We start from the raw sequence: 19767 nt of genomic DNA on the forward strand, positions 1-19767 counted from the left end.
AGTCGCATCACAAAGGTGGTATACTTTTGCGCCTCGGATGCGGGTGCTTTCGCTTAACCCGTAATTATATGATCTTAACAGCTAAGTGCCGATGCTTTTAGCACTTATTTGCCCAAACGAACCAGTGTCCTCATGAAGTTTATCATCAAGCTCTTCCCAGAAATCACCATCAAAAGTCAGTCGGTGCGTCTGCGCTTTATCAAGATTTTGACCGGCAACATCCGTAACACGCTGCGTACGGTCGACGAAGAGATCGCCGTGGTGCGCCACTGGGATCACATCGAAGTCCGCGCGAAGAAGGAATCCTTGCGCGATGTGGTTATTGATGAGCTGACGCGTATTCCCGGTATTCATCATGTGTTGGCGGTGGAAGATCAGCCTTATACCGATATGCACGATATCTTCGAGCAGACGCTGGCGCTGAATCGCGAGCGTCTTGAGGGCAAAAGCTTCTGTGTACGTGTTAAGCGCCGCGGCAAGCACAGCTTCAGCTCAATTGATGTGGAGCGCTACGTTGGTGGTGGTCTTAATCAGCATATTGAAACGGCCCGCGTGCAGTTGAATCACCCGGACGTGACGGTGAATCTGGAGATTGAAGACGATCGCCTGCTGCTGATTACTGGGCGTTATGCCGGGCTGGGTGGTTTCCCAATCGGTACCCAGGAAGATGTGCTGTCGCTGATCTCCGGTGGATTCGACTCCGGTGTGTCCAGCTATATGCTGATGCGTCGTGGTTGCCGCGTGCATTACTGCTTCTTTAACCTTGGCGGTGCCGCACATGAAATTGGCGTCCGTCAGGTGGCACACTATTTGTGGCAGCGTTTTGGCCGCTCACATCGCGTGCGCTTTGTGGCGATCAACTTTGAACCGGTGGTCGGTGAGATTCTGGAAAAAGTCGATGACGGCCAGATGGGCGTGGTGCTGAAACGTATGATGGTACGTGCGGCCTCGATGGTCGCTGAACGTTATGGCGTGCAGGCGCTGGTGACCGGTGAAGCGCTGGGCCAGGTGTCGAGCCAGACGCTGACCAACCTGCGTCTTATTGATAACGCCTCTGATACCCTGATTCTGCGCCCACTGATTTCGCACGATAAAGAGCACATTATCGATCTGGCGCGGAAAATCGGTACCGAAGATTTTGCCAAAACCATGCCGGAATATTGTGGTGTGATTTCTAAAAGCCCAACGGTGAAAGCGGTGAAGGCGAAGATCGAAGCGGAAGAACAGAACTTCGATTTTGAGATCCTCAATCGCATGGTACAGGAAGCCACCAACGTTGATATCCGTGAGATTGCCGAAAAGGCCCAGGAAGAAGTGGTTGAAGTGGAAACTGTAGCTTCATTCACGGCCAACGATGTGGTGCTGGATATCCGTTCGGTGGATGAGCAGGAGGCCTCGCCGTTGCAGGTGGAAGGCGTGGACGTGAAATCACTGCCGTTCTACAAGTTGAGCACCCAGTTTGGCGATTTGGATCAGGCGAAAACCTGGCTGCTGTATTGCGATCGTGGCGTGATGAGCCGTTTACAGGCGCTGTATCTGCATGAGCAGGGCTTTAAAAATGTGAAGGTTTATCGCCCGTAATTCCGGTGCGCACAAATGCGCACCCTACAGAAACGTGCTGAACCTATGATGGGTCGCCATTTATGGCGACTTTTTTATTCACGCTCTTCAAATTCCTGATAATTATAAATCCCTGCCGCCAGCACCAGCTGTGATGCCACATCACGCGCTTTCTCTTTATCCACCAATAGATCAATCAGTTTCAGCGCAAAATCCATCGAAGTACCCGGCCCCTGACTGGTTAACAGGTTGACGCGCGGGTCCCAGGCCACGCGGCGATCCATCCAGTGTTGATCGGGGATGGTGTCACGCAATCCGGGAAAACCTGTCATGTTCCCTACAGGAAACAGATCGTGCGGGATCAATACGGTGCCCGGCGCGGCGCAGATAGCTGCAACAATTTTTCCGGCGAGGTGAAATTGACGTACCGTTTCTACCAGCAGCGGGCTGTCACGAAATGTCTCCGCGCCTTTCAGGCCGCCTGGCAAGACGATGGCGTCATAATCGTTATCGGCCACTTCGACTAAAGGCGCATCCGCCAGCAGGCGCACACCGCGTGAGCAAACAATCTCGCGTGTGCCGTCGCTCTCTACGCTGGCAGTGGTGACGCTGATACCGCCGCGTACCAGCAAATCGAGTGTGGTAACGGCTTCGATCTCTTCACTGCCATGTGCCAGGCAAACCAGAACCGATGCGTTCGCGCTCATATTGGGACTCCTTGCGTTTAATCAGGTCGTACAAACGGGTGTTCTCCGGCAGCGTGATCCCCTGCGCGCGGGCGCGGCGCAGCAGGTAGCCGGTGATGTAATCAATTTCGGTCAGACGCTGCGCGCGCACGTCCTGCAACATCGAGGAGGTATTGCCCGCGGTGCTGTCAATGACGTCATAAATGATGTCGCGTAGGTTATCGACCGCGATGTGCTGGCCCTCGCGCTCCATCACCCAGGCAATCTCTTCACACAGCGTGGCAATCTGTTCTGGCCAGGCGCGCAGCGCACCATTCTGGCAATCATGCTCAACTGTCAGCGGATTGATCACGCAATTCACCGCCAGTTTGCGCCAGCTGGCGGAAGCAATGTTGTCATGCCAGGCCACGTCAGGCAGCGCCTGATGCAGGATATCAGCGAGATCGCTCAGTGAGGCGCTTTCGCGACTGGTGGGGCCGATATGGGTTATGCCGTATGCCACATGTTTGATGACCGTGCCATCGCGCATTGCGGCATGGGTGGTGATCCCCCGCAACAGGGGCTGTGGTAGCTCTTTGAGTTCTTCCAGCGTGCCCATACCGTTATGCAGCAACAGAATCGGCGCATGCGCCGGCAACACACTTTGCAGGTTCTTCACCGCCGGAGAAACCTGCGGCGCTTTCAGTGTCACCAGCAGCAGCTGACTTTCGGCAAGAAACAGCGGATCGTTGGCAATGAACGTGTGATTGCTGGCGTGGCCTTGCGGATCAATCACGTTTACCGAGCAGTAGGGTTGCGGTACGCGCAACCAGCCCTGAACCTCATGTCCCTGGCGTGCGAGAGCGGCGAGCCAAATCTGACCCAGGGCGCCGCAACCCAACACGGTAATTTTCATTTTGCCTCCCGCTGAGGGGTTCTCAATTTCACGACATCGTTAAGTATAGCTTTCCGCGTATCATGTTTAATTAGCGCCATAAGACGCGTATTATGCATGTCACTTTAGTATCAGGAGAAGAAAAGATGCCATCTTTCGATATCGTTTCCGAAGTCGAACTGCCGGAAGTGCGTAATGCGGTGGAGAATGCCAACCGTGAGATCTCAACCCGTTTCGATTTCCGCAACGTGAGCGCTACCATTGAGCTCAACGAAAAGAATGAGACCATCAAAATCTCCAGCGAATCTGATTTTCAGGTTAAACAGCTGGTGGATATTTTGCGCGAGAAGCTGCTGAAACGCGGTATTGAAGGCGCAGCGATTGAAGTGCCAGAAGAGATCATTCACAGCGGTAAAAGTTGGAGCGTGGAAGCCAAGCTGAAAAAAGGTATCGAAAGCGATATCGCTAAAAAGCTGGTCAAGCTGATCAAAGACAGCAAGCTGAAGGTGCAGACGCAAATTCAGGGTGAAGAACTGCGCGTGACCGGCAAATCACGTGATGACCTGCAAGGTGCCATGGCGCTGGTGCGCGGCGGCAACCTCGGTCAGCCATTCCAGTTCAAAAACTTCCGCGATTAATCGCGTTTGTCGCGTGCCGCACGACGATAGAGCGTGCTGCGCGCGACGCCTAATGCTTCTGCTGTTTTACTGATATTACCGTTAAAGCGCTGCAGCGTTTCGCTAATCAAGCGTTCATCATGGCTTTGACGATCTTCGATGGGCATTATTGCTGCGCGGCGGTATTCGGCCGGTAAATGCACATCCGTTACCTCTTCGCCTTCATCGGCTAACGCCAACAGTAGGCGCAACAAACTGCGCAGCTGACGTACATTTCCCGGCCAGGGCAACTGCGCCAGCGATTCCAGTAAGGCGGGGGAAAGTTGAATATCACGTTCGGCACCGCCCAGTTCAATCCACAACCGACTGATAAAGCCCTGAACGTCTGGCCAGGCTCGCAGCGGTGGGATAGTCATGGAAAATTCCTGCAGGCGGTACAACAGATCCTCGCGGAATTCGCCTTCAGCCACTCGCTGCGCTAAATCACGGTGCGTGGCGCAAATCACGGCAAAGTTCACCGGCCAACTGCGGCTGGACCCGAGTGGTGCCACTTCTTTCTCCTGCAGCACGCGCAGCAGACGGGTTTGCAACGACAGCGGCATATCGCCGATCTCATCCAGGAACAGCACGCCGCCATCGGCCTCGCGGATTTTACCGATGTAGCCATTTTTGCTGGCGCCGGTAAAGGCTCCGGGCTGATAACCAAACAGCTCCGACTCGATTAACGCTTCGGGGATGGCCGCACAGTTGATCGCGACAAATTTACCGTCACGCCAGCGGCTTTGCTGGTGAAGCGCACGGCTCACATACTCTTTGCCGCTGCCGGTTTCACCGTGAATACAGAGTGAAACGCCCGCATTCATCAGGCGCACCATTTTTTCGCCATCACGGCGTAATGAGAAGGGCAGATCGGCGGCGGGTTCGCTGGGTGTCGCAAAATGCTGGCGATGTGGCGCGCGCAGGCGAAAATAGTAGTGTTGCTGCGCGTACTCGATCGGCAGTGGGATGCTATTGGCCTGCTGTTCTAGCTGCGGAAACAGTTGTTGAAAGGTCAGCGTACCCAGTTGCTCGGCGCTCAGTGCCAACTCCCGCATCGCTAAGCGGTTGGCGGCCGTCAGCACGTTATCGGAAAACACCAGCAGCAACTCATCGCTGGTATCAATGCCCTGTGGTTCGACATGCAGGCTCATCAGCCATTGTTGCGGATGCAGGCTCTGCTTAACCCACAAATATTCGATCTGCTTCGCGGCGGCCTGCACCCATTGAAAGGTTTGCGGGTGAGGGAAGTGCGCGGGGCCAGAAATATCCAACACGCCCGCAATCTGTCCATTGGGCATCTGCAGTGGCATCGCTGCGCAATACAGGTCTTGATTGAGGGTAAGGAAGTGCTGATGACCGTCGATCTCACAGCCATCATTAATTGCGAGTGCAGTGCCAATGGCGTTGGTGCCGCGTCCGCATTCACTCCACAGATTGCCCGGCGCCAGGGCAAAGCGTTGCGCTTTCTCCATCGACTGCATATCGCCAAAGGTATTCAGCACTAGCCCGGTCGCATCAGAGAGGATCAATACTGACTGTTTCTCGGCCAGTTTCTGCGCCAGTTGTTTGATCACCGGCTGTGCGAACTGTTGTAAGCCAGCATTACTGGCAAGCACATCGGCCAGTTCGCCCTGGCGAACGCGGGGGAAATCATCGGCGGTGCGGTCGAGACCATACAGCTGGCTACGGAACCAGGAGTCGCTCAAGAGCGGATTGGTATGAACGGCAGACGCGGCTGAATTTCCCTGCATTGGTAACCTCATGCCTAAGCGAAAGTGTTGCGACATTGTAGCGGTTCGGTTTCTGCAGTGTTGCGATACGCAACACAGATGAGGATTTTTGCCGCCAGAACCCGCGCGATTAAAAGGGCTATTGATTTTATAACGCGATGATAGATATAACGATTTTTTAAAATTTCGCAAGCTGAAAAAAACTGGCACGTCCGCTGCAATAGTCATCACGGCAGCGGGCTGTTCAATCTGTTGACCCACAGGTTGCCGCTGCCAGCTTATAAGACCTGACCCTACATGAAGGAGTTTGCGATGCGTTATGCACATCCCGGTACGCCCGGCGCTTTGGTGACCTTCAAAGCGACCTACGGTAATTTTATTGCGGGCAAATTCACAGAGCCGCTCAGCGGCCAGTATTTCACTAACACCTCGCCAGTTGATGGCAGCGATATTGCGAAATTTCCGCGTTCGGATGCACGCGATATCGATTTAGCACTGGACGCTGCTCATCAGGCCGCTGACGCCTGGGGAAAAACCAGCGTACAACATCGTGCCAACCTGCTGTTGAAGGTGGCCGACTGTATTGAAGCTAATCTCGAAATGCTCTCCGTGGCGGAGAGTTGGGATAACGGTAAACCGATTCGAGAAACCCTGAATGCGGATTTACCGCTGGCGGTGGATCACTTCCGCTATTTTGCTGGCTGCCTGCGTGCACAGGAAGGCAGTACCGCAGAGATTGATGAAACCACGGTGGCTTATCATTTCCACGAACCACTGGGCGTGGTGGGCCAAATCATTCCCTGGAACTTCCCGCTGTTGATGGCTGCCTGGAAACTGGCTCCGGCGCTGGCGGCAGGCAACTGCGTGGTGCTGAAGCCTGCGGAACAAACGCCGCTGGCGATCACCTTGCTGATGGAGTTAATTGGCGATCTGTTCCCGGCAGGCGTGCTTAATGTGGTGCAAGGTTTTGGCCGCGAAGCCGGTGAAGCACTGGCAACCAGCAAACGTATTGCCAAGATCGCCTTCACCGGTTCAACGCCTGTGGGGCGCCATATCATGGCTTGCGCGGCTGAGAACATCATTCCCTGCACGGTAGAGCTGGGCGGCAAATCACCCAATATTTACTTTGCCGACGTGATGGACGGTGAATCGGACTTTATCGAAAAAGCCGTGGAAGGGTTGGTGTTGGGCTTCTTCAACCAGGGCGAAGTCTGTACCTGTCCGTCCCGTGCCTTGATCCATGAATCCATCTATGAGCCGTTTATGGCACGCGTGATGGACAAAGTCGCCAACATTCGCCGCGGCGATCCGCTGGATACCGACACCATGATTGGTGCGCAGGCCTCACGTCAGCAATTCGACAAAATCCTCTCATATATCAACATAGCCCGTGACGAAGGCGGGCAAATTCTAACAGGAGGCGATCGCGCCAGCATCGCCGCAGAGCTGGATAACGGATTTTATATTCAGCCAACCCTGATCAAAGGCACTAACCAGATGCGTTGTTTCCAGGAAGAGATTTTTGGACCGGTGATTGGTATCACCACCTTTAAAGACGAAGCGGAAGCTTTGGCGATTGCCAATGAAACCCAGTTTGGTCTTGGTGCAGGTGTGTGGACCAGAGACACCAATCTGGCGTACCGCATGGGGCGTGGTATCAAAGCGGGTCGCGTCTGGACCAACTGCTATCACATTTATCCTGCACACGCGGCATTCGGTGGCTATAAGCAATCGGGCGTGGGACGCGAGACGCACAAAATGGCGCTTAGCGCCTATCAACAAACCAAAAATCTGCTGGTCAGCTATGGCACGGCGCCTTTGGGCTTGTTCTAAGTCCGCATCCGATCAAATGGAGAGAGAACGATGAATATGCAAATCAAAACCACCATGAAAGCCGCTGTCGTCAAAGCCTTCGGCGAGCCGTTAGTGATTGAACAAGTGCCGGTCCCACAAGTCGGGCCGGGCCAGATTCTGGTAAAAATCGCTGCAACCGGCGTGTGCCATACCGACCTGCATGCTGCAGAGGGTGACTGGCCCATCAAGCCCAACCCACCTTTCATTCCGGGCCACGAAGGTGTTGGCAAGGTGGTGGCGCTGGGTGAGGGCGTGAAACATCTTAAACTGGGCGATCGCGTCGGCGTGCCATGGCTGTATTCAGCTTGTGGTCACTGTGAACACTGCCTTGATAGTTGGGAAACGCTGTGTTTATCGCAGCAGAACGCGGGTTATTCAGTGAACGGAAGCTTCGCGGAATACTGCCTGGCAGATGCTAACTACGTCGGCATCATCCCGGATAATATCGATTACAACGAAATCGCACCCATTCTCTGTGCCGGCGTGACGGTTTACAAAGGCCTGAAAATGACCGATACCAAACCGGGTGATTGGGTCGTGGTATCAGGTATCGGTGGCTTAGGGCATATGGCGGTGCAATATGCGGTGGCGATGGGGCTGAATGTCGCTGCGGTTGATATCGACGATGAGAAGCTGGCGTTTGCTAAGCGCTTAGGTGCCAGCGTAGTGGCCAATGCGAAGAGCGTTGACCCTGCGAAAGTGTTCCAGGAAAGTTTTGGCGGCGCACACGGCGTGCTGGTAACAGCGGTTTCGCCTAAGGCCTTCGAGCAAGCGATTGGAACCATGCGTCGCGGCGGGACCATGGTGCTGAACGGCCTGCCACCAGGTAAATTCGACCTTTCAATCTTCGATATGGTGCTGGATGGCATTACGGTACGCGGTTCAATTGTCGGCACACGTAAAGATCTGCAGGAAGCGTTGGATTTCGCGGGTCGTCACAAGGTGAAAGCGAACGTGGCGGTCGAACCACTGGTCAATATCAACGATATCTTTGCTCGTATGCACGCCGGCAAGATTGAAGGGCGTATTGTGGTGGATATGTCGCTGTAAGGATTGGCATGTACTGGCTGCCCGTTGACGCTATCGGGCGTGCCACATAACCTTAGCAGTGCGATAAATTGCGCTGCTAAGGTTTGTTTTATCACGAATTAACAGCTGGCAAGCAGCGCTTCGATTTCGACGCGGCTTGTCACTTTACTGTCGATTTTGATGTACGCGCTTTTCTCTTCCGGAACGATAAATACCGAAGAAACTCCCGGTTGCGCTTTCAGGCGCTTCTCCAGGTTGGGGACCGCTAATACGCTATCACTTAACACCATACGCAGACTGCTGACATAGGGTGGCTCCTGCATCGACATTGCCACAAACAGCCACGCTGCCGCGACAATCGCACCCACCAGGAATACCGTCTGGGCATCAAAGTGGCCAAAGATCCAGCCGCCCATGCTGCCGCCAATCGCCACACCAATAAACTGGCTGGTGGAGTAAATCCCCATCGCGGTACCTTTGTAGCCTGGCGGTGACTCTTTACTGATCAGAGAGGGCAGAATCGCTTCCATCAGATTAAAGGCAAGGAAGAACAGTTGTACGCCAATCACCAGCGTCCAGAAATGCCCTTCTGCACCCCAGAGTACAATTTCGGCGATCAAAATCATGGCAACACAGCCGACAAACACGCGTTTCATGCGGCGTTTGACTTCGGCATAAATTATGAAGGGCACCACGGCCACAAACGCCACCAGCATCGTCACCAGATAAATTTTCCAGTGCTCAGAAGCGGGAAGGCCGGCTTGCTCAAACTGACCCGGCAGGGCGACAAAGCTCGACATCAGTAAAATGTGCAGGCAGAGAATACCGATATTCAGCTTCAGCAGTTTTGGATTGGCGAGTACCGCGCGGATACTGCCTTTGACCATACCTGATTCACGGTTCAATACGTGATTAGGCGCGTTGGGCACCACCAGCAGCGTAATCACGATGCCGAGTGTGGCAAGGATGGCAATCATCCAGAACAACGCATGTAAGCCCAGCGCATGGGTGACGATCGGGCCGACAACCATCGCAATAGCAAAGGTCACGCCGAAGCTGATACCGATAAACGCCATCGCTTTGGTGCGGTTCTGTTCACGGGTAAGGTCGGAAAGCAATGCCATGACAGCCGCGGCAATCGCCCCTGAGCCTTGCAGCGCTCGGCCAAGAATCACCCCCCAGATGGAGGTGGTCATGGCAGCTATGACGCTACCGAGAACAAAGAGCAGTAATCCGCCAACGATGAGCGGCTTACGGCCGACACGATCGGAGAGCAGACCAAACGGAATCTGAAACACAGCTTGTGCCAGACCATAGATACCAATTGCCAGACCAATTAAGGTTTCACTGGCTCCCTGCAACGCCATGCCATAGGTGGTAAGGACTGGCAGGACCATAAACATCCCCAACATACGCAGGGAAAATACTGTTCCTAAACCCCATGTAGCGCGAAGCTCTACTGGCGTCATTTTATTGTCGTTCATGTTTACCTCAAAATTAAGCTGCGCCCATTTTAGGCAGCAGGGTAGGGCGGGTAAAACATTTGTTCTTAAGCAGTGGTAACAAAAAGAAAGGGCGCGAAATTCGCGCCCTTTCAGGATTTGCGGAGCTGTATTACCAGACGTACGTCAGTAAGTCTTTTGAGGCCGGTGTCATGAAATCAACCGACATCATCACGCTCAGTGCCGTGATAGCGACAATAGAGAACACGAACAGTTTACGCGCCCAAACTTTATCGTTTGAGGTTTTGTATCCTGAAAGTGCCATGCCAAGCCACCACACGCTAACTGCTGCTGCAACCACCAGATACTTGTAGCCGGCATAACCGCCAAGTGTCAGCATCAGGGTCGCAATCATAAACGCCAGGATATACAGCGTAATATGATTTTTAGCGACCGAAATGCCTTTCACCACCGGCAGAACCGGAATGTTGGCAGCCTGATAATCTTTAAAGCGGAAGATCGCAATCGCGTACGAGTGCGGCATCTGCCACAGGCTAAAGATAGCCAGTAAGATCAAAGCGCCAGCATCAAACTGGTTGGTGACTGCGCAGTAGCCAATCACTGGCGGCGCTGCGCCAGAAAGGCTACCAATCAGTGTGCCGTAGACGGAATTACGCTTCATGTAGAGGCTGTAAATGCCGACGTACACCACGAAGCCCATCACCGCCAGCCACATGGCCAGCGGATTAGCACCGAAATACAGCAGCGCAAAGCCAGCAATACCCAATGCGATTGCATAAACCAGGCTTACTTTCGCCGAGATCAGGCCTTTGACCAGAACACGGTTCCGCGTTCTCTCCATCTTGATGTCGATATCACGGTCAATCACGTTGTTGAAGACACAACCTGATGCGACAACCAGTGATACGCCCACCAGCGAATAGAGAAACAGGGTGTAATCAATGCTGCCCTTGGAGGCCAGCAGGAATCCACCGATCACAGAAATTAAATTGCCGAAAATAATTCCTGGTTTTGTTACTTGCAGGTATTGCTTAATCATTACGTGTGACTCTTTAGTCGGCCATCATGTTGTAGTTGAGGTTCCACATGATCCACAGTGAGCCGACGACAACAATCAATATAATGAGTGCTGAGAAGACAATCGCCACCATGTTCCAGCCACCTTCTGACTTGCTGTCTAAGTGCAGGAAGTAGACCAGGTGCACCAGCACCTGAACCACTGCACACACCAGAACCACACCCAGAATTGTGCCGTGTGATGCGCCGCCATCCATTACCATCCAGAACGGAATACCGGTCAGGATGATAGAGAGGATGAAGCCGATCATGTAGGACTTCACGCTACCGTGAGAAGCGCCATGTTCGTTAACTGAATGACTCATTACATGGCTCCCATCAGATAGACAACGGTGAATACGCAGATCCACACCACATCCAGGAAGTGCCAGAACAAGCTCAGGCACATAATACGGGTGCGGTTGGTTGCAGTCAGACCACGTTTAGAGATCTGGAACATCATCACTGCCATCCAGATCAGGCCAGAGGTCACGTGCAGACCGTGGGTACCGACCAGCGTGAAGAACGCTGACAAGAAGCCACTGCGGTCAGGACCAAAGCCTTCCAGAATCAGGTGATGGAATTCATAGATTTCCATACCGATGAATCCGGCACCGAACAGGAAGGTCAATGCCAACCAGCTGATGACCGAACCCTTGTTCTGGTTGTTCATCGCAATCACTGCCATTCCATAAGTAATGGAGCTGAGCAGCAGCAGCGCGGTTTCAACCAGCACAAACGGCAGTTCAAAGATGTCTTTACCTGCCGGGCCACCGGCAGTGTTATTGACCATAACTGCATAGGTCGCAAACAGGGTTGCGAAGATAATGCAGTCACTCATCAGGTAGATCCAGAAGCCAAAGACTTTATTGGCTCCTGCATCGTGATGCCCATGCTCCGCATGGGCGTCGTGGTGGTGTTTTGCAGTTTCAGTTGACATTATTTCAGACCTGCTTTGCTGATTTCGTCAAAGTGCTTCTTCTCGATTTGCTCAACTTCAGCAACCGGAACGTAGTAATCCACGTCTTCATCGAAGCTCTTCACAATCCAGGTCACAATTGTGGCCAGGAAGGTAAGGCCAGCCAGCCACCAGATGTGCCAGATCATCGCGAAACCAAATACGGTCATGAATGCTGCGATAATCAGGGCTGCGCCGCTGTTTTTCGGCATATGAATTTCTTCATATTTTTCTGGTTGCTTGTAGGCTTCGCCTTTTTCTTTCATTTCCCAGAACGCATCACGCTCGTGGATATGAGGGATAACAGCAAAGTTGTAGAACGGTGGCGGTGAAGAGGTTGCCCACTCCAGCGTACGGCCGCCCCACGGGTCACCGGTCAGATCACGGTTCTGATCGCGGTCACGCACAGAAACCCAGAACTGAGTAATCTGGCACAGGATACCGCATGCAATCAGTGCCGCACCGCCTGCTGCAACCACCAGCAGTGAGTGGAACTGAGGATCGATGTCCTGGCTGATACGACGAGTCATACCCATGAAGCCCAGCGCGTACAGCGGCATGAAGGCAACGAAGAAACCGATGATCCAGAACCAGAAGGCGCGGATACCCCATTTTTCGTTCAGGGTGAAGCCGAATGCTTTCGGGAACCAGTAGGTCACACCTGCCATACAACCGAACACCACACCACCGATAATGACGTTATGGAAGTGAGCAATCAGGAACAGGCTGTTATGCAGAATGAAGTCTGCACCTGGAACCGCCAGCAGAACACCTGTCATACCACCGATAGAGAAGGTGACCAGGAAGCCGATGGTCCACAGCATCGCTGAGTGGAACTCAACGCGACCCTGATACATGGTGAACAGCCAGTTGAAGATTTTCACGCCGGTCGGAATCGCGATGATCATCGTCATGATACCGAAGAAGGCGTTAACGTTCGCACCGGCACCCATGGTGAAGAAGTGGTGCAGCCAAACGATGAACGACAGAACGGTAATGGCGATGGTCGCCCACACCAGAGAGGTGTAACCAAACAGACGCTTTTTCGAGAAGGTCGCAGTGACTTCCGCGAACACACCGAAGACCGGCAGAACCAGGATGTATACTTCCGGGTGACCCCAGACCCAAATCAGGTTGACGTACATCATCATGTTACCGCCCATTTCATTGGTGAAGAAATGGAAGCCGAGGTAACGGTCAAGTGTCAACAGTGCCAGCGTAACGGTCAGTACCGGGAACGCAGCGATGATCAGGACGTTAGTACACAGTGATGCCCAGGTGAATACAGGCATTTTGAACAGGTCCATACCCGGTGCACGCATCTTCAGAATGGTCACGAAGAAGTTGATACCGGTCAGTGTCGTACCGATACCGGAAAGCTGGAGACTCCAGATCCAGTAATCGACCCCGACGCCAGGACTGTATTCCGCGCCCGAAAGTGGCGGATAAGCCAGCCAGCCGGTCTGTGCGAACTCGCCCACACCCAGAGAAATGTTCACCAGGATCACACCGATCGCGGTAAACCAGAAGCTCAGGTTGTTCAGGAACGGGAAGGCAACGTCACGTGCACCGATTTGCAGCGGTACCGCGATGTTCATCAGACCTACCACGAAAGGCATCGCTACGAAGAAGATCATGATCACGCCATGAGCGGTGAAGATCTGGTCGTAGTGGTGCGGTGGTAAGATGCCGGCTTCACCTGCGGAAGCCATGACTTGTTGGGTACGCATCATTACCGCATCGGCAAAGCCGCGCAGCAGCATGACGAAAGCCATGATGATGTACATGATACCCAGTTTTTTGTGGTCAATAGAGGTAAACCATTCTGACCACAGGTATTGCCACTTACCAAAGTAAGTAATCGCGGCAACCAGTGCCAGACCACCTAAGATGATTGCGGCAACCGTAACCACGATAATGGGTTCGTGGTAGGGCACTGCATCCAGTGTTAATTTTCCGAACATCGTATTATTCCTCGGCTCCCGCAGCAGCGGCGTGATTCATGTCCATGCCTTTGTGCTCTGACATGTCCATTTTCCCGTGGCTCATCATGAACTTATCAATAACCTGCTTGAACAGTTCTGGATTCGCAGTAGAGAAATATTCCACTGGGTGATTTTCGCTTGGCGCAGCCAGTTTCTCGAAATCATCCATGGTAGTCAGCGCGTTAGGTGCTGCTTTAACTTTCGCCACCCACTGCTGGAATTCCGCATCGTCTTTGGTAGCAATGGCTTTGAATTTCATGCCAGAGAAACCGCGACCGCTGAAGTTCGCAGAGATACCGTCGAATGTTCCTGGCTCATTGGCGATCAGGTGCAGTTTAGTCTGCATGCCCGCCATGGCGTAGATCTGGCTACCGAGCGTAGGAATAAAGAAGGAGTTCATTACGGAGTTGGAGGTGATCTTGAAGTTAACCGGAGTGTTTGCCGGGAAGGCAATCTGGTTAACCGTCGCAATACCCTGTTCTGGGTAGATAAACAGCCATTTCCAGTCCAGCGCGACAACATCAATTTCAACCGGCTTCACATCAGAGACCAGCGGTTTGCTTGGTTCTAACGCGTGAGTCGATTTCCAGGTCAGCACACCGAGGAAGATGATGATCAGGATCGGGATGGTCCAGACCACGGCTTCCACTTTATTAGAGTGTGACCAGTTAGGGCTATATGTTGCATTAGTATTTGTTGCCCGATATTTCCAGGCAAAGAATACCGCCATGAAGACTGCTGGGATTACGACGATCAACATCAAGCCGAAAGCTGTCAGAATCAACGAACGTTGCTCCAGTGCAATCTGTCCTTTGGGATTTAACAACGCACTATCGCAGCCACTGAGTAATACAGCGCCTGCAATTAATGACAAAATCCCCAAACTTTTATTGTATTTCCTGAGTCTCATTTAACGACCTCAATGACAAAGGGCTCTATTGTCGTTTAAGTGTGCGCGCATTTTACGGGAAGGTTTATGCAGTGTAAACCAGCTTAAGGATGTGTCAGAAGGCTGTTGACACCTTTTGCTAAGGGTGTCACAGATGTTGCGGGGGGTGACAAATTATTAACTGCGACAAGCAGTTGGCGTCAATATAACAAAAACAGATGACAGAAACCGCAGAAAAATCAGGGAAAGCATAAACCGTACTTTTTATGCCCACTTATTTAACAATTATGCATCATTTGGGTGACGTGTTTACTACAAAGTAATTGCGCACCGGATTTTAATATTTCCCGAGGTTGTTAAATTAATGTTTCTTTTTCGCGATGAAAAAAATGCTATTCGTTAAAATAAGTTCGTTGTTAATTTTTAGCCAAATATTTAGGCGCTGGCAAATTAGGATCACTTAACTCAGATTGCGTGCTGACATTTTTCTCAACGCCAGACAATCGAGTGTGACACCCAAGGCTACCGCAACCAGCGCGACAGCCATACCTGCCTCAAACAGCGGCGTCAGGACGTCTCCCAGATGCCAGACACCTGAGGCGTTAAGCGCCAAAGCCAGCAACCAGAGCACCAGTAAGCCACAACCCGCGCTGAACAGGCGCACTGTCCAACGATAGCCTTGCGGCCAGAGGCTGCGCATCACAAACTCCCCGTTTTGCTGTATGGCTTGTAACGTGCCACGGCAGACCCACAGCAGCAGCAGGCCCGGTACACCCGCAAACACGGTGAATGCATAAAAGGTCGGCCAGCCCCATAATTCCACCAGCCAGCCTGCGGCTGGGCCTACGTAGACGCGGCCAACCGCAGAGAGTGCGGAGAGTAAGGCGAACTGTGTAGCAGAGAAGGATTTGTTGCACAGCGTCATTAATAGCGCCACGAAGGCGGCCGTGCCCATGCCACCGCACAGATTTTCGATAAACACCGCGCTCGCCATACTCCATAAATGAGGTGGCGTGACAGCCAGCAGCCAATACGCAAAGTTGGAGACGGCTTGCAGAATGCCGAAAATCATCAGCGCCCGGAACAGCGTCAGGCGTTGCATCAGTACACCGCCGTACAGCGCGCCAACAATCGTCGCCAGTAGGCCGAGGGTTTTATTAACCAAACCCACATCACCCGCGCTAAAGCCGACGCCGCGAATCAGGAACGTGGTAGTGAGTGAGGCGGCAAAGGCATCACCCAGCTTATAAAGGATGATTAAGGTAATCAGCAGCCAGGCGTTATTGCGCAGAAAGAAATCTTTTAGCGGGAAGGTCACGGCCTGGCGCAATGAATGAGGCTCACGCGCAGGAACCTCAGGCTCTTTCGCCAGAAGAGTCGCGACAAGGCCGGGCAGCATCAGGAGTGCCATCAACCAGTAGGTGGCTTGCCAGCCGAGATAGCGATCCGCCATCCACAGCGCCAGGCCACCGGAAATCAACATCGCCAGGCGATAGCCCAGAACAGTAATCGCTGCGCCGCTGCCACGCTCTTCGGGAGGCAGCACGTCGGTTTTCCAGGCATCAAAAACAATGTCCTGTGAGGCGGAGCAAAATGCCACCAGCACCGCTAAGGCGGCCAGCAGGGTAAGATCATGCGAAGGTTGCATAAAGCCCATCGCGACGATACCCGCGATCAGCGCCACCTGCGTCAGCAATAGCCAGCCACGGCGACGGCCGAGAAACGGCGGGGTATAGCGGTCCATCATCGGCGACCACAAGAACTTAAAGACATAAGCCTGGCCGACAAGGGAGAAGAAACCGATGGTTTTCAGATCGACGTTCTCTACGGTCATCCACGCCTGCAAAGTACCGGCTGTCAGTGCCAGCGGCAGGCCAGAGGCAAACCCCAGCAACAGCAAAACGGCAGCGTTACGTTGGGTGAAAATGCGCAGATAGTGAGAAGTCATAACCAACCTGAAATGAAGCCCGGCCAGAGTGACCGGGCAAAAATAGCTGAGGAATTAACGGGCGTTCTGTTTAATGAAGTTATGAACGCTGGTGTCCTGCGCCATATCCGCAATGACATCACTAAGCGTTGAGTTAACCGCATTGGTGATTTTCGCGTTAGTGGCGGTGAACGCGCCTTCAACGCTGTAGGTCTGACGGTAGTTTTTCACCTGCTTGTTACCGTTTTTAGCGGTAGCAATAATAGAGATGTCAGCTTTGGTGGTGATGCTGTAGCGCACGTTGCCTTGTGTCACATCAGCGTAAAGACCATTGACGACAATCTGCAGGTCAACCGCACCGTTTGGTCCAATCATATAACCGCGCGCGGTCATCTGCTTTTCCAACACTTCTTGCAGCAGGAAGCGCAGATCGCGGGAAGGCGTCAGCGTCACCAACTGGCCATCGCGGTTCACTTTGGCTAATGCCTGATCTGAACGTTGGTCGGCACCGTTTACACTGATGGTGGCACCCATCAGGCTGGGATCCTGCTGAGGCAACTGGATCTTAGGTTGGATATTTAAGGTGGTATTATTGCTGGCGCAGCCGGCCAAAATGAAAGCAGCCAGCAGAGGGAATAACAGTTTTTTCAACATACTCATTCTCGTTAGCATATGGGTTGGTTTGCAAAACTGCGGCCATCATAGCATTGCGTGACGGCGAAGAAAGCCCCGTACCAGTGGAAATTGATTGTAAAGGCTTTTTTCAGACAGACAGAGATTCAACCCGGTTGACCTGCCTGCTGAGCCAGTTAAGATGCGCAACATAACGAGCTTTTTTTCCTGCCCCTGTGCGGAATGGGTAAAAAACCTACTAATATTTAATCAGATGGGGCACAGCGCTCGCCGTTGAGGAGTGTTAAAAATGATTCGCGAACAAATAGAAGAAAAGCTGCGTAAGGCGTTCGAACCTGCACATCTCGAAGTGCATGATGAGAGCTACCGTCATAACGTGCCCGCCGGTTCTGAAAGTCACTTTAAAGTGGTGATTGTCAGTGACCTGTTTACCGGTCAGCGTTTCCTGCAACGTCACCGCGCCATTTATGGTGAATTGACGGAAGAGTTAGCAGGTAGCGTGCACGCGCTGGCATTGCATACCTACACGCAAAAAGAGTGGGATGGATTGCAAGATACTGTACTCGCATCCCCTAATTGTCGCGGTGCGGGCACCCTGGCATAAGTCATGAATTTCCTCTCTCTAAAACGGCCTGCGGGCCGTTTTCTTTTCATCTATTACCCCTAAACGCGATCTGCGGCGCAAAAAAGCAGCAAAACCGCTAAAAAGTGGTGAGTTTGCAGCCTCGACTCATTCCAGCGATGCCGCTATAATGCTGCGTCTATTTTTCCGGAATGTCTTCGGGACGCTTCTGGTAACAGGGATTAGGTTCTGCCTGCAGAGGCCGTCCCGGTTGTTGGATACGGCGCATTACTAATGTGTGGTGTCTGAAGTTGACCGAGCACGTGATTTTTTGAGGTAACAAGATGACAGTTTCAGTAGAAACCACTCAGGGTCTGGGCCGTCGCATTTCGATTACTGTTGCAGCTGACAGCATCGAAAGCGCAGTGAAGAAAGAACTGGTGGAAGTGGCTAAGAAAGTCCGTATCGACGGTTTCCGCAAAGGCAAAGTGCCAGCAAACATCATTTCTCAGCGCTACGGTGCTTCTGTTCGCCAGGACGTACTGGGCGAGCTGATGACGCGCAACTTCGTTGACGCCATCATCAAAGAGAAAATCAACCCAGCTGGCGCACCAAACTACGTGCCAGGTGAGTATAAAGAAGGTGAAGATTTCACCTACGCGGTAGAGTTCGAAGTGTATCCAGAAGTTGAGCTGAAAGGCCTGGATGCTATCGAAGTTGAAAAACCCGTTGTTGAAGTGACTGACGCTGACGTTGATACCATGCTGGAAACCCTGCAGAAGCAGCAGGCGACCTGGAAAGAGAGCGATGCAGCAGCCACTGCTGAAGATCGCGCAACCATCGATTTCAGCGGCTCTGTAGACGGTGAAGAGTTCGAAGGCGGCAAAGCGTCTGACTTCGTACTGGCGATGGGTCAGGGTCGTATGATTCCTGGCTTCGAAGAGGGTGTGGTTGGCCATAAAGCGGGCGAAACCTTCACTATCGACGTGAAATTCCCAGACGATTACCACGCTGAAACCCTGAAAGGGAAAGATGCTAAGTTCGAAATCGTGCTGAAGAAAGTAGAAACGCGTGAGCTGCCAGAACTGACTGAAGAGTTCATCAAGCGCTTTGGCGTTGAAGATGGTTCAGTTGCCGGTCTGCGTGCAGAAGTGCGTAAGAATATGGATCGTGAGCTGAAAGGCGCTATCCGTAACCGCGTGAAGTCTCAGGCTATCGACGGTCTGGTTGAAGCGAACAACATCGACGTACCTGTTGCGTTGATCGACAGCGAAATCGACGTGCTGCGTCGCCAGGCTGCACAGCGTTTTGGTGGCAACGAGAAACAAGCGCTGGAACTGCCACGTGAACTGTTCGAAGAGCAGGCAAAACGCCGCGTAGTTGTTGGCCTGCTGTTGGGCGAAGTGATTCGCATCAACGAGCTGAAAGCTGACGAAGACCGCGTTAAAGCGCTGATCGAAGAGATGGCTTCTGCATACGAAGATCCGCAGGAAGTGATCGAGTTCTACAGCAAGAACAACGAGCTGATGAACAACATGCGTAACGTTGCGCTGGAAGAGCAGGCTGTTGAAGCGGTACTGGCGAAAGCCAAAGTGACCGACAAAGCAACCAACTTCCAGGAACTGATGAACCAGACCTCAGCGGCCTGATTCGTTAGTTAACCGAAAGTGCGAAGCCCGCGACTGAAAAGTCGCGGGCTTTTTCTTTTCTGGCGGAAACCCAGCAGATTTGTTCTCTATTTGCTTAATTAATCGGCAAATTGTTCGCTAAGCTCTTTTTCCGTATTAGCGAATGGGCAAAAGGTTGTTATGCTTGAAACAACTGGGCAGCATCCCCAGATAGAGGGAGCATGCATGAAAACAGTGAGACTGGCTGATTAACCGTCCTGTTATGTCGGAGTGAGGG

Annotated in this window: 17 protein-coding genes; 6 read left to right on the forward strand and 11 right to left on the reverse strand. The window is 52.6% G+C overall.

The annotated features are described in order from the left end of the window. Positions 1-132: 132 nt before the first annotated feature. Positions 133-1581 carry a tRNA uracil 4-sulfurtransferase ThiI gene (thiI, locus tag QMZ30_RS07545; protein WP_039330030.1) on the forward strand — a complete coding sequence of 483 codons (1449 nt, stop codon included), beginning with the start codon at positions 133-135 and terminating at the stop codon, positions 1579-1581. A 74-nt stretch (positions 1582-1655) separates the two neighbouring features. Here thiI and yajL read toward each other — a convergent pair whose 3' ends face one another. Both yajL and panE read right to left on the reverse strand, forming a co-directional pair. Continuing rightward, positions 1656-2267, reverse strand: coding sequence for a protein deglycase YajL (gene yajL, locus QMZ30_RS07550; protein WP_283226907.1), 612 nt, complete (start codon positions 2265-2267; stop codon positions 1656-1658). Continuing rightward, a complete protein-coding gene (gene panE / locus QMZ30_RS07555; RefSeq protein WP_283226908.1) occupies positions 2221-3141 on the reverse strand; it encodes a 2-dehydropantoate 2-reductase in 921 nt (306 codons plus the stop codon). The genes yajL and panE overlap by 47 nt, the downstream gene beginning before the upstream one ends. 125 nt (positions 3142-3266) lie before the next feature. On the opposite strand from panE, the gene QMZ30_RS07560 reads away from it, so the two are divergent. Next, positions 3267-3758, forward strand: coding sequence for a YajQ family cyclic di-GMP-binding protein (locus QMZ30_RS07560; RefSeq protein ID WP_283226909.1), 492 nt, complete (start codon positions 3267-3269; stop codon positions 3756-3758). Here QMZ30_RS07560 and QMZ30_RS07565 read toward each other — a convergent pair. Beyond that, positions 3755-5527: a sigma-54-dependent Fis family transcriptional regulator gene (locus QMZ30_RS07565; RefSeq protein ID WP_283226910.1), complete on the reverse strand. Its 1773-nt coding sequence runs from the start codon at positions 5525-5527 to the stop codon at positions 3755-3757. The two genes, QMZ30_RS07560 and QMZ30_RS07565, sit on opposite strands and share 4 nt — an antisense overlap. 291 nt (positions 5528-5818) lie before the next feature. Here QMZ30_RS07565 and exaC point away from each other — a divergent pair, with 291 nt between their 5' ends. Both exaC and adhP read left to right on the forward strand, forming a co-directional pair. Next, positions 5819-7339, forward strand: coding sequence for an acetaldehyde dehydrogenase ExaC (exaC, locus tag QMZ30_RS07570; RefSeq protein ID WP_283226911.1), 1521 nt, complete (start codon positions 5819-5821; stop codon positions 7337-7339). Positions 7340-7375: 36 nt separating this feature from the next. Further along, a complete protein-coding gene (adhP, locus tag QMZ30_RS07575; RefSeq protein ID WP_283227102.1) occupies positions 7376-8410 on the forward strand; it encodes an alcohol dehydrogenase AdhP in 1035 nt (344 codons plus the stop codon). Between the two features lie 98 nt (positions 8411-8508). Here the strand turns inward: adhP and QMZ30_RS07580 are convergent, their stop codons facing one another. From QMZ30_RS07580 to QMZ30_RS07615, 8 genes are all read right to left on the reverse strand, one after another. Continuing rightward, a complete protein-coding gene (locus QMZ30_RS07580) occupies positions 8509-9873 on the reverse strand; it encodes an MFS transporter (protein WP_283226912.1) in 1365 nt (454 codons plus the stop codon). Between the two features lie 130 nt (positions 9874-10003). Then, the gene (gene cyoE / locus QMZ30_RS07585; protein WP_283226913.1) at positions 10004-10891 is read right to left on the reverse strand and encodes a heme o synthase; all 888 of its coding nucleotides are present in this window, start codon (positions 10889-10891) and stop codon (positions 10004-10006) included. A 13-nt stretch (positions 10892-10904) separates the two neighbouring features. Further along, positions 10905-11234, reverse strand: a complete 330-nt coding sequence (locus QMZ30_RS07590) for a cytochrome o ubiquinol oxidase subunit IV (RefSeq protein WP_034828092.1) — start codon at positions 11232-11234, stop codon at positions 10905-10907. Beyond that, entirely contained in the window at positions 11234-11848 is a 615-nt protein-coding gene (locus QMZ30_RS07595; protein ID WP_038648564.1) for a cytochrome o ubiquinol oxidase subunit III, read from the reverse strand. The genes QMZ30_RS07590 and QMZ30_RS07595 overlap by 1 nt, the downstream gene beginning before the upstream one ends. Further along, positions 11848-13830: a cytochrome o ubiquinol oxidase subunit I gene (gene cyoB / locus QMZ30_RS07600; protein WP_283226914.1), complete on the reverse strand. Its 1983-nt coding sequence runs from the start codon at positions 13828-13830 to the stop codon at positions 11848-11850. Before cyoB ends, QMZ30_RS07595 begins: the two co-directional genes overlap by 1 nt. Positions 13831-13834: 4 nt before the next feature. Next, positions 13835-14761, reverse strand: a complete 927-nt coding sequence (gene cyoA, locus QMZ30_RS07605) for a cytochrome o ubiquinol oxidase subunit II (RefSeq protein ID WP_283226915.1) — start codon at positions 14759-14761, stop codon at positions 13835-13837. A gap of 439 nt (positions 14762-15200) precedes the next feature. Then, positions 15201-16688, reverse strand: coding sequence for a muropeptide MFS transporter AmpG (ampG, locus tag QMZ30_RS07610; RefSeq protein WP_283226916.1), 1488 nt, complete (start codon positions 16686-16688; stop codon positions 15201-15203). A gap of 54 nt (positions 16689-16742) precedes the next feature. After that, positions 16743-17321 (reverse strand): lipoprotein, encoded by a 579-nt coding sequence (locus QMZ30_RS07615; protein ID WP_039330053.1) that lies wholly within the window; start codon positions 17319-17321, stop codon positions 16743-16745. A gap of 268 nt (positions 17322-17589) precedes the next feature. On the opposite strand from QMZ30_RS07615, the gene bolA reads away from it, so the two are divergent. Further along, positions 17590-17904 carry a transcriptional regulator BolA gene (bolA, locus tag QMZ30_RS07620; protein WP_039330055.1) on the forward strand — a complete coding sequence of 105 codons (315 nt, stop codon included), beginning with the start codon at positions 17590-17592 and terminating at the stop codon, positions 17902-17904. 302 nt (positions 17905-18206) lie between these two features. Continuing rightward, entirely contained in the window at positions 18207-19511 is a 1305-nt protein-coding gene (tig, locus tag QMZ30_RS07625; protein WP_039330057.1) for a trigger factor, read from the forward strand. Positions 19512-19767 lie beyond the last annotated feature (256 nt).

The organism is Pantoea sp. EA-12, assembly GCF_030053355.1.
In the GTDB taxonomy this organism is placed as follows: Bacteria; Pseudomonadota; Gammaproteobacteria; order Enterobacterales; family Enterobacteriaceae; genus Pantoea; species Pantoea vagans_C.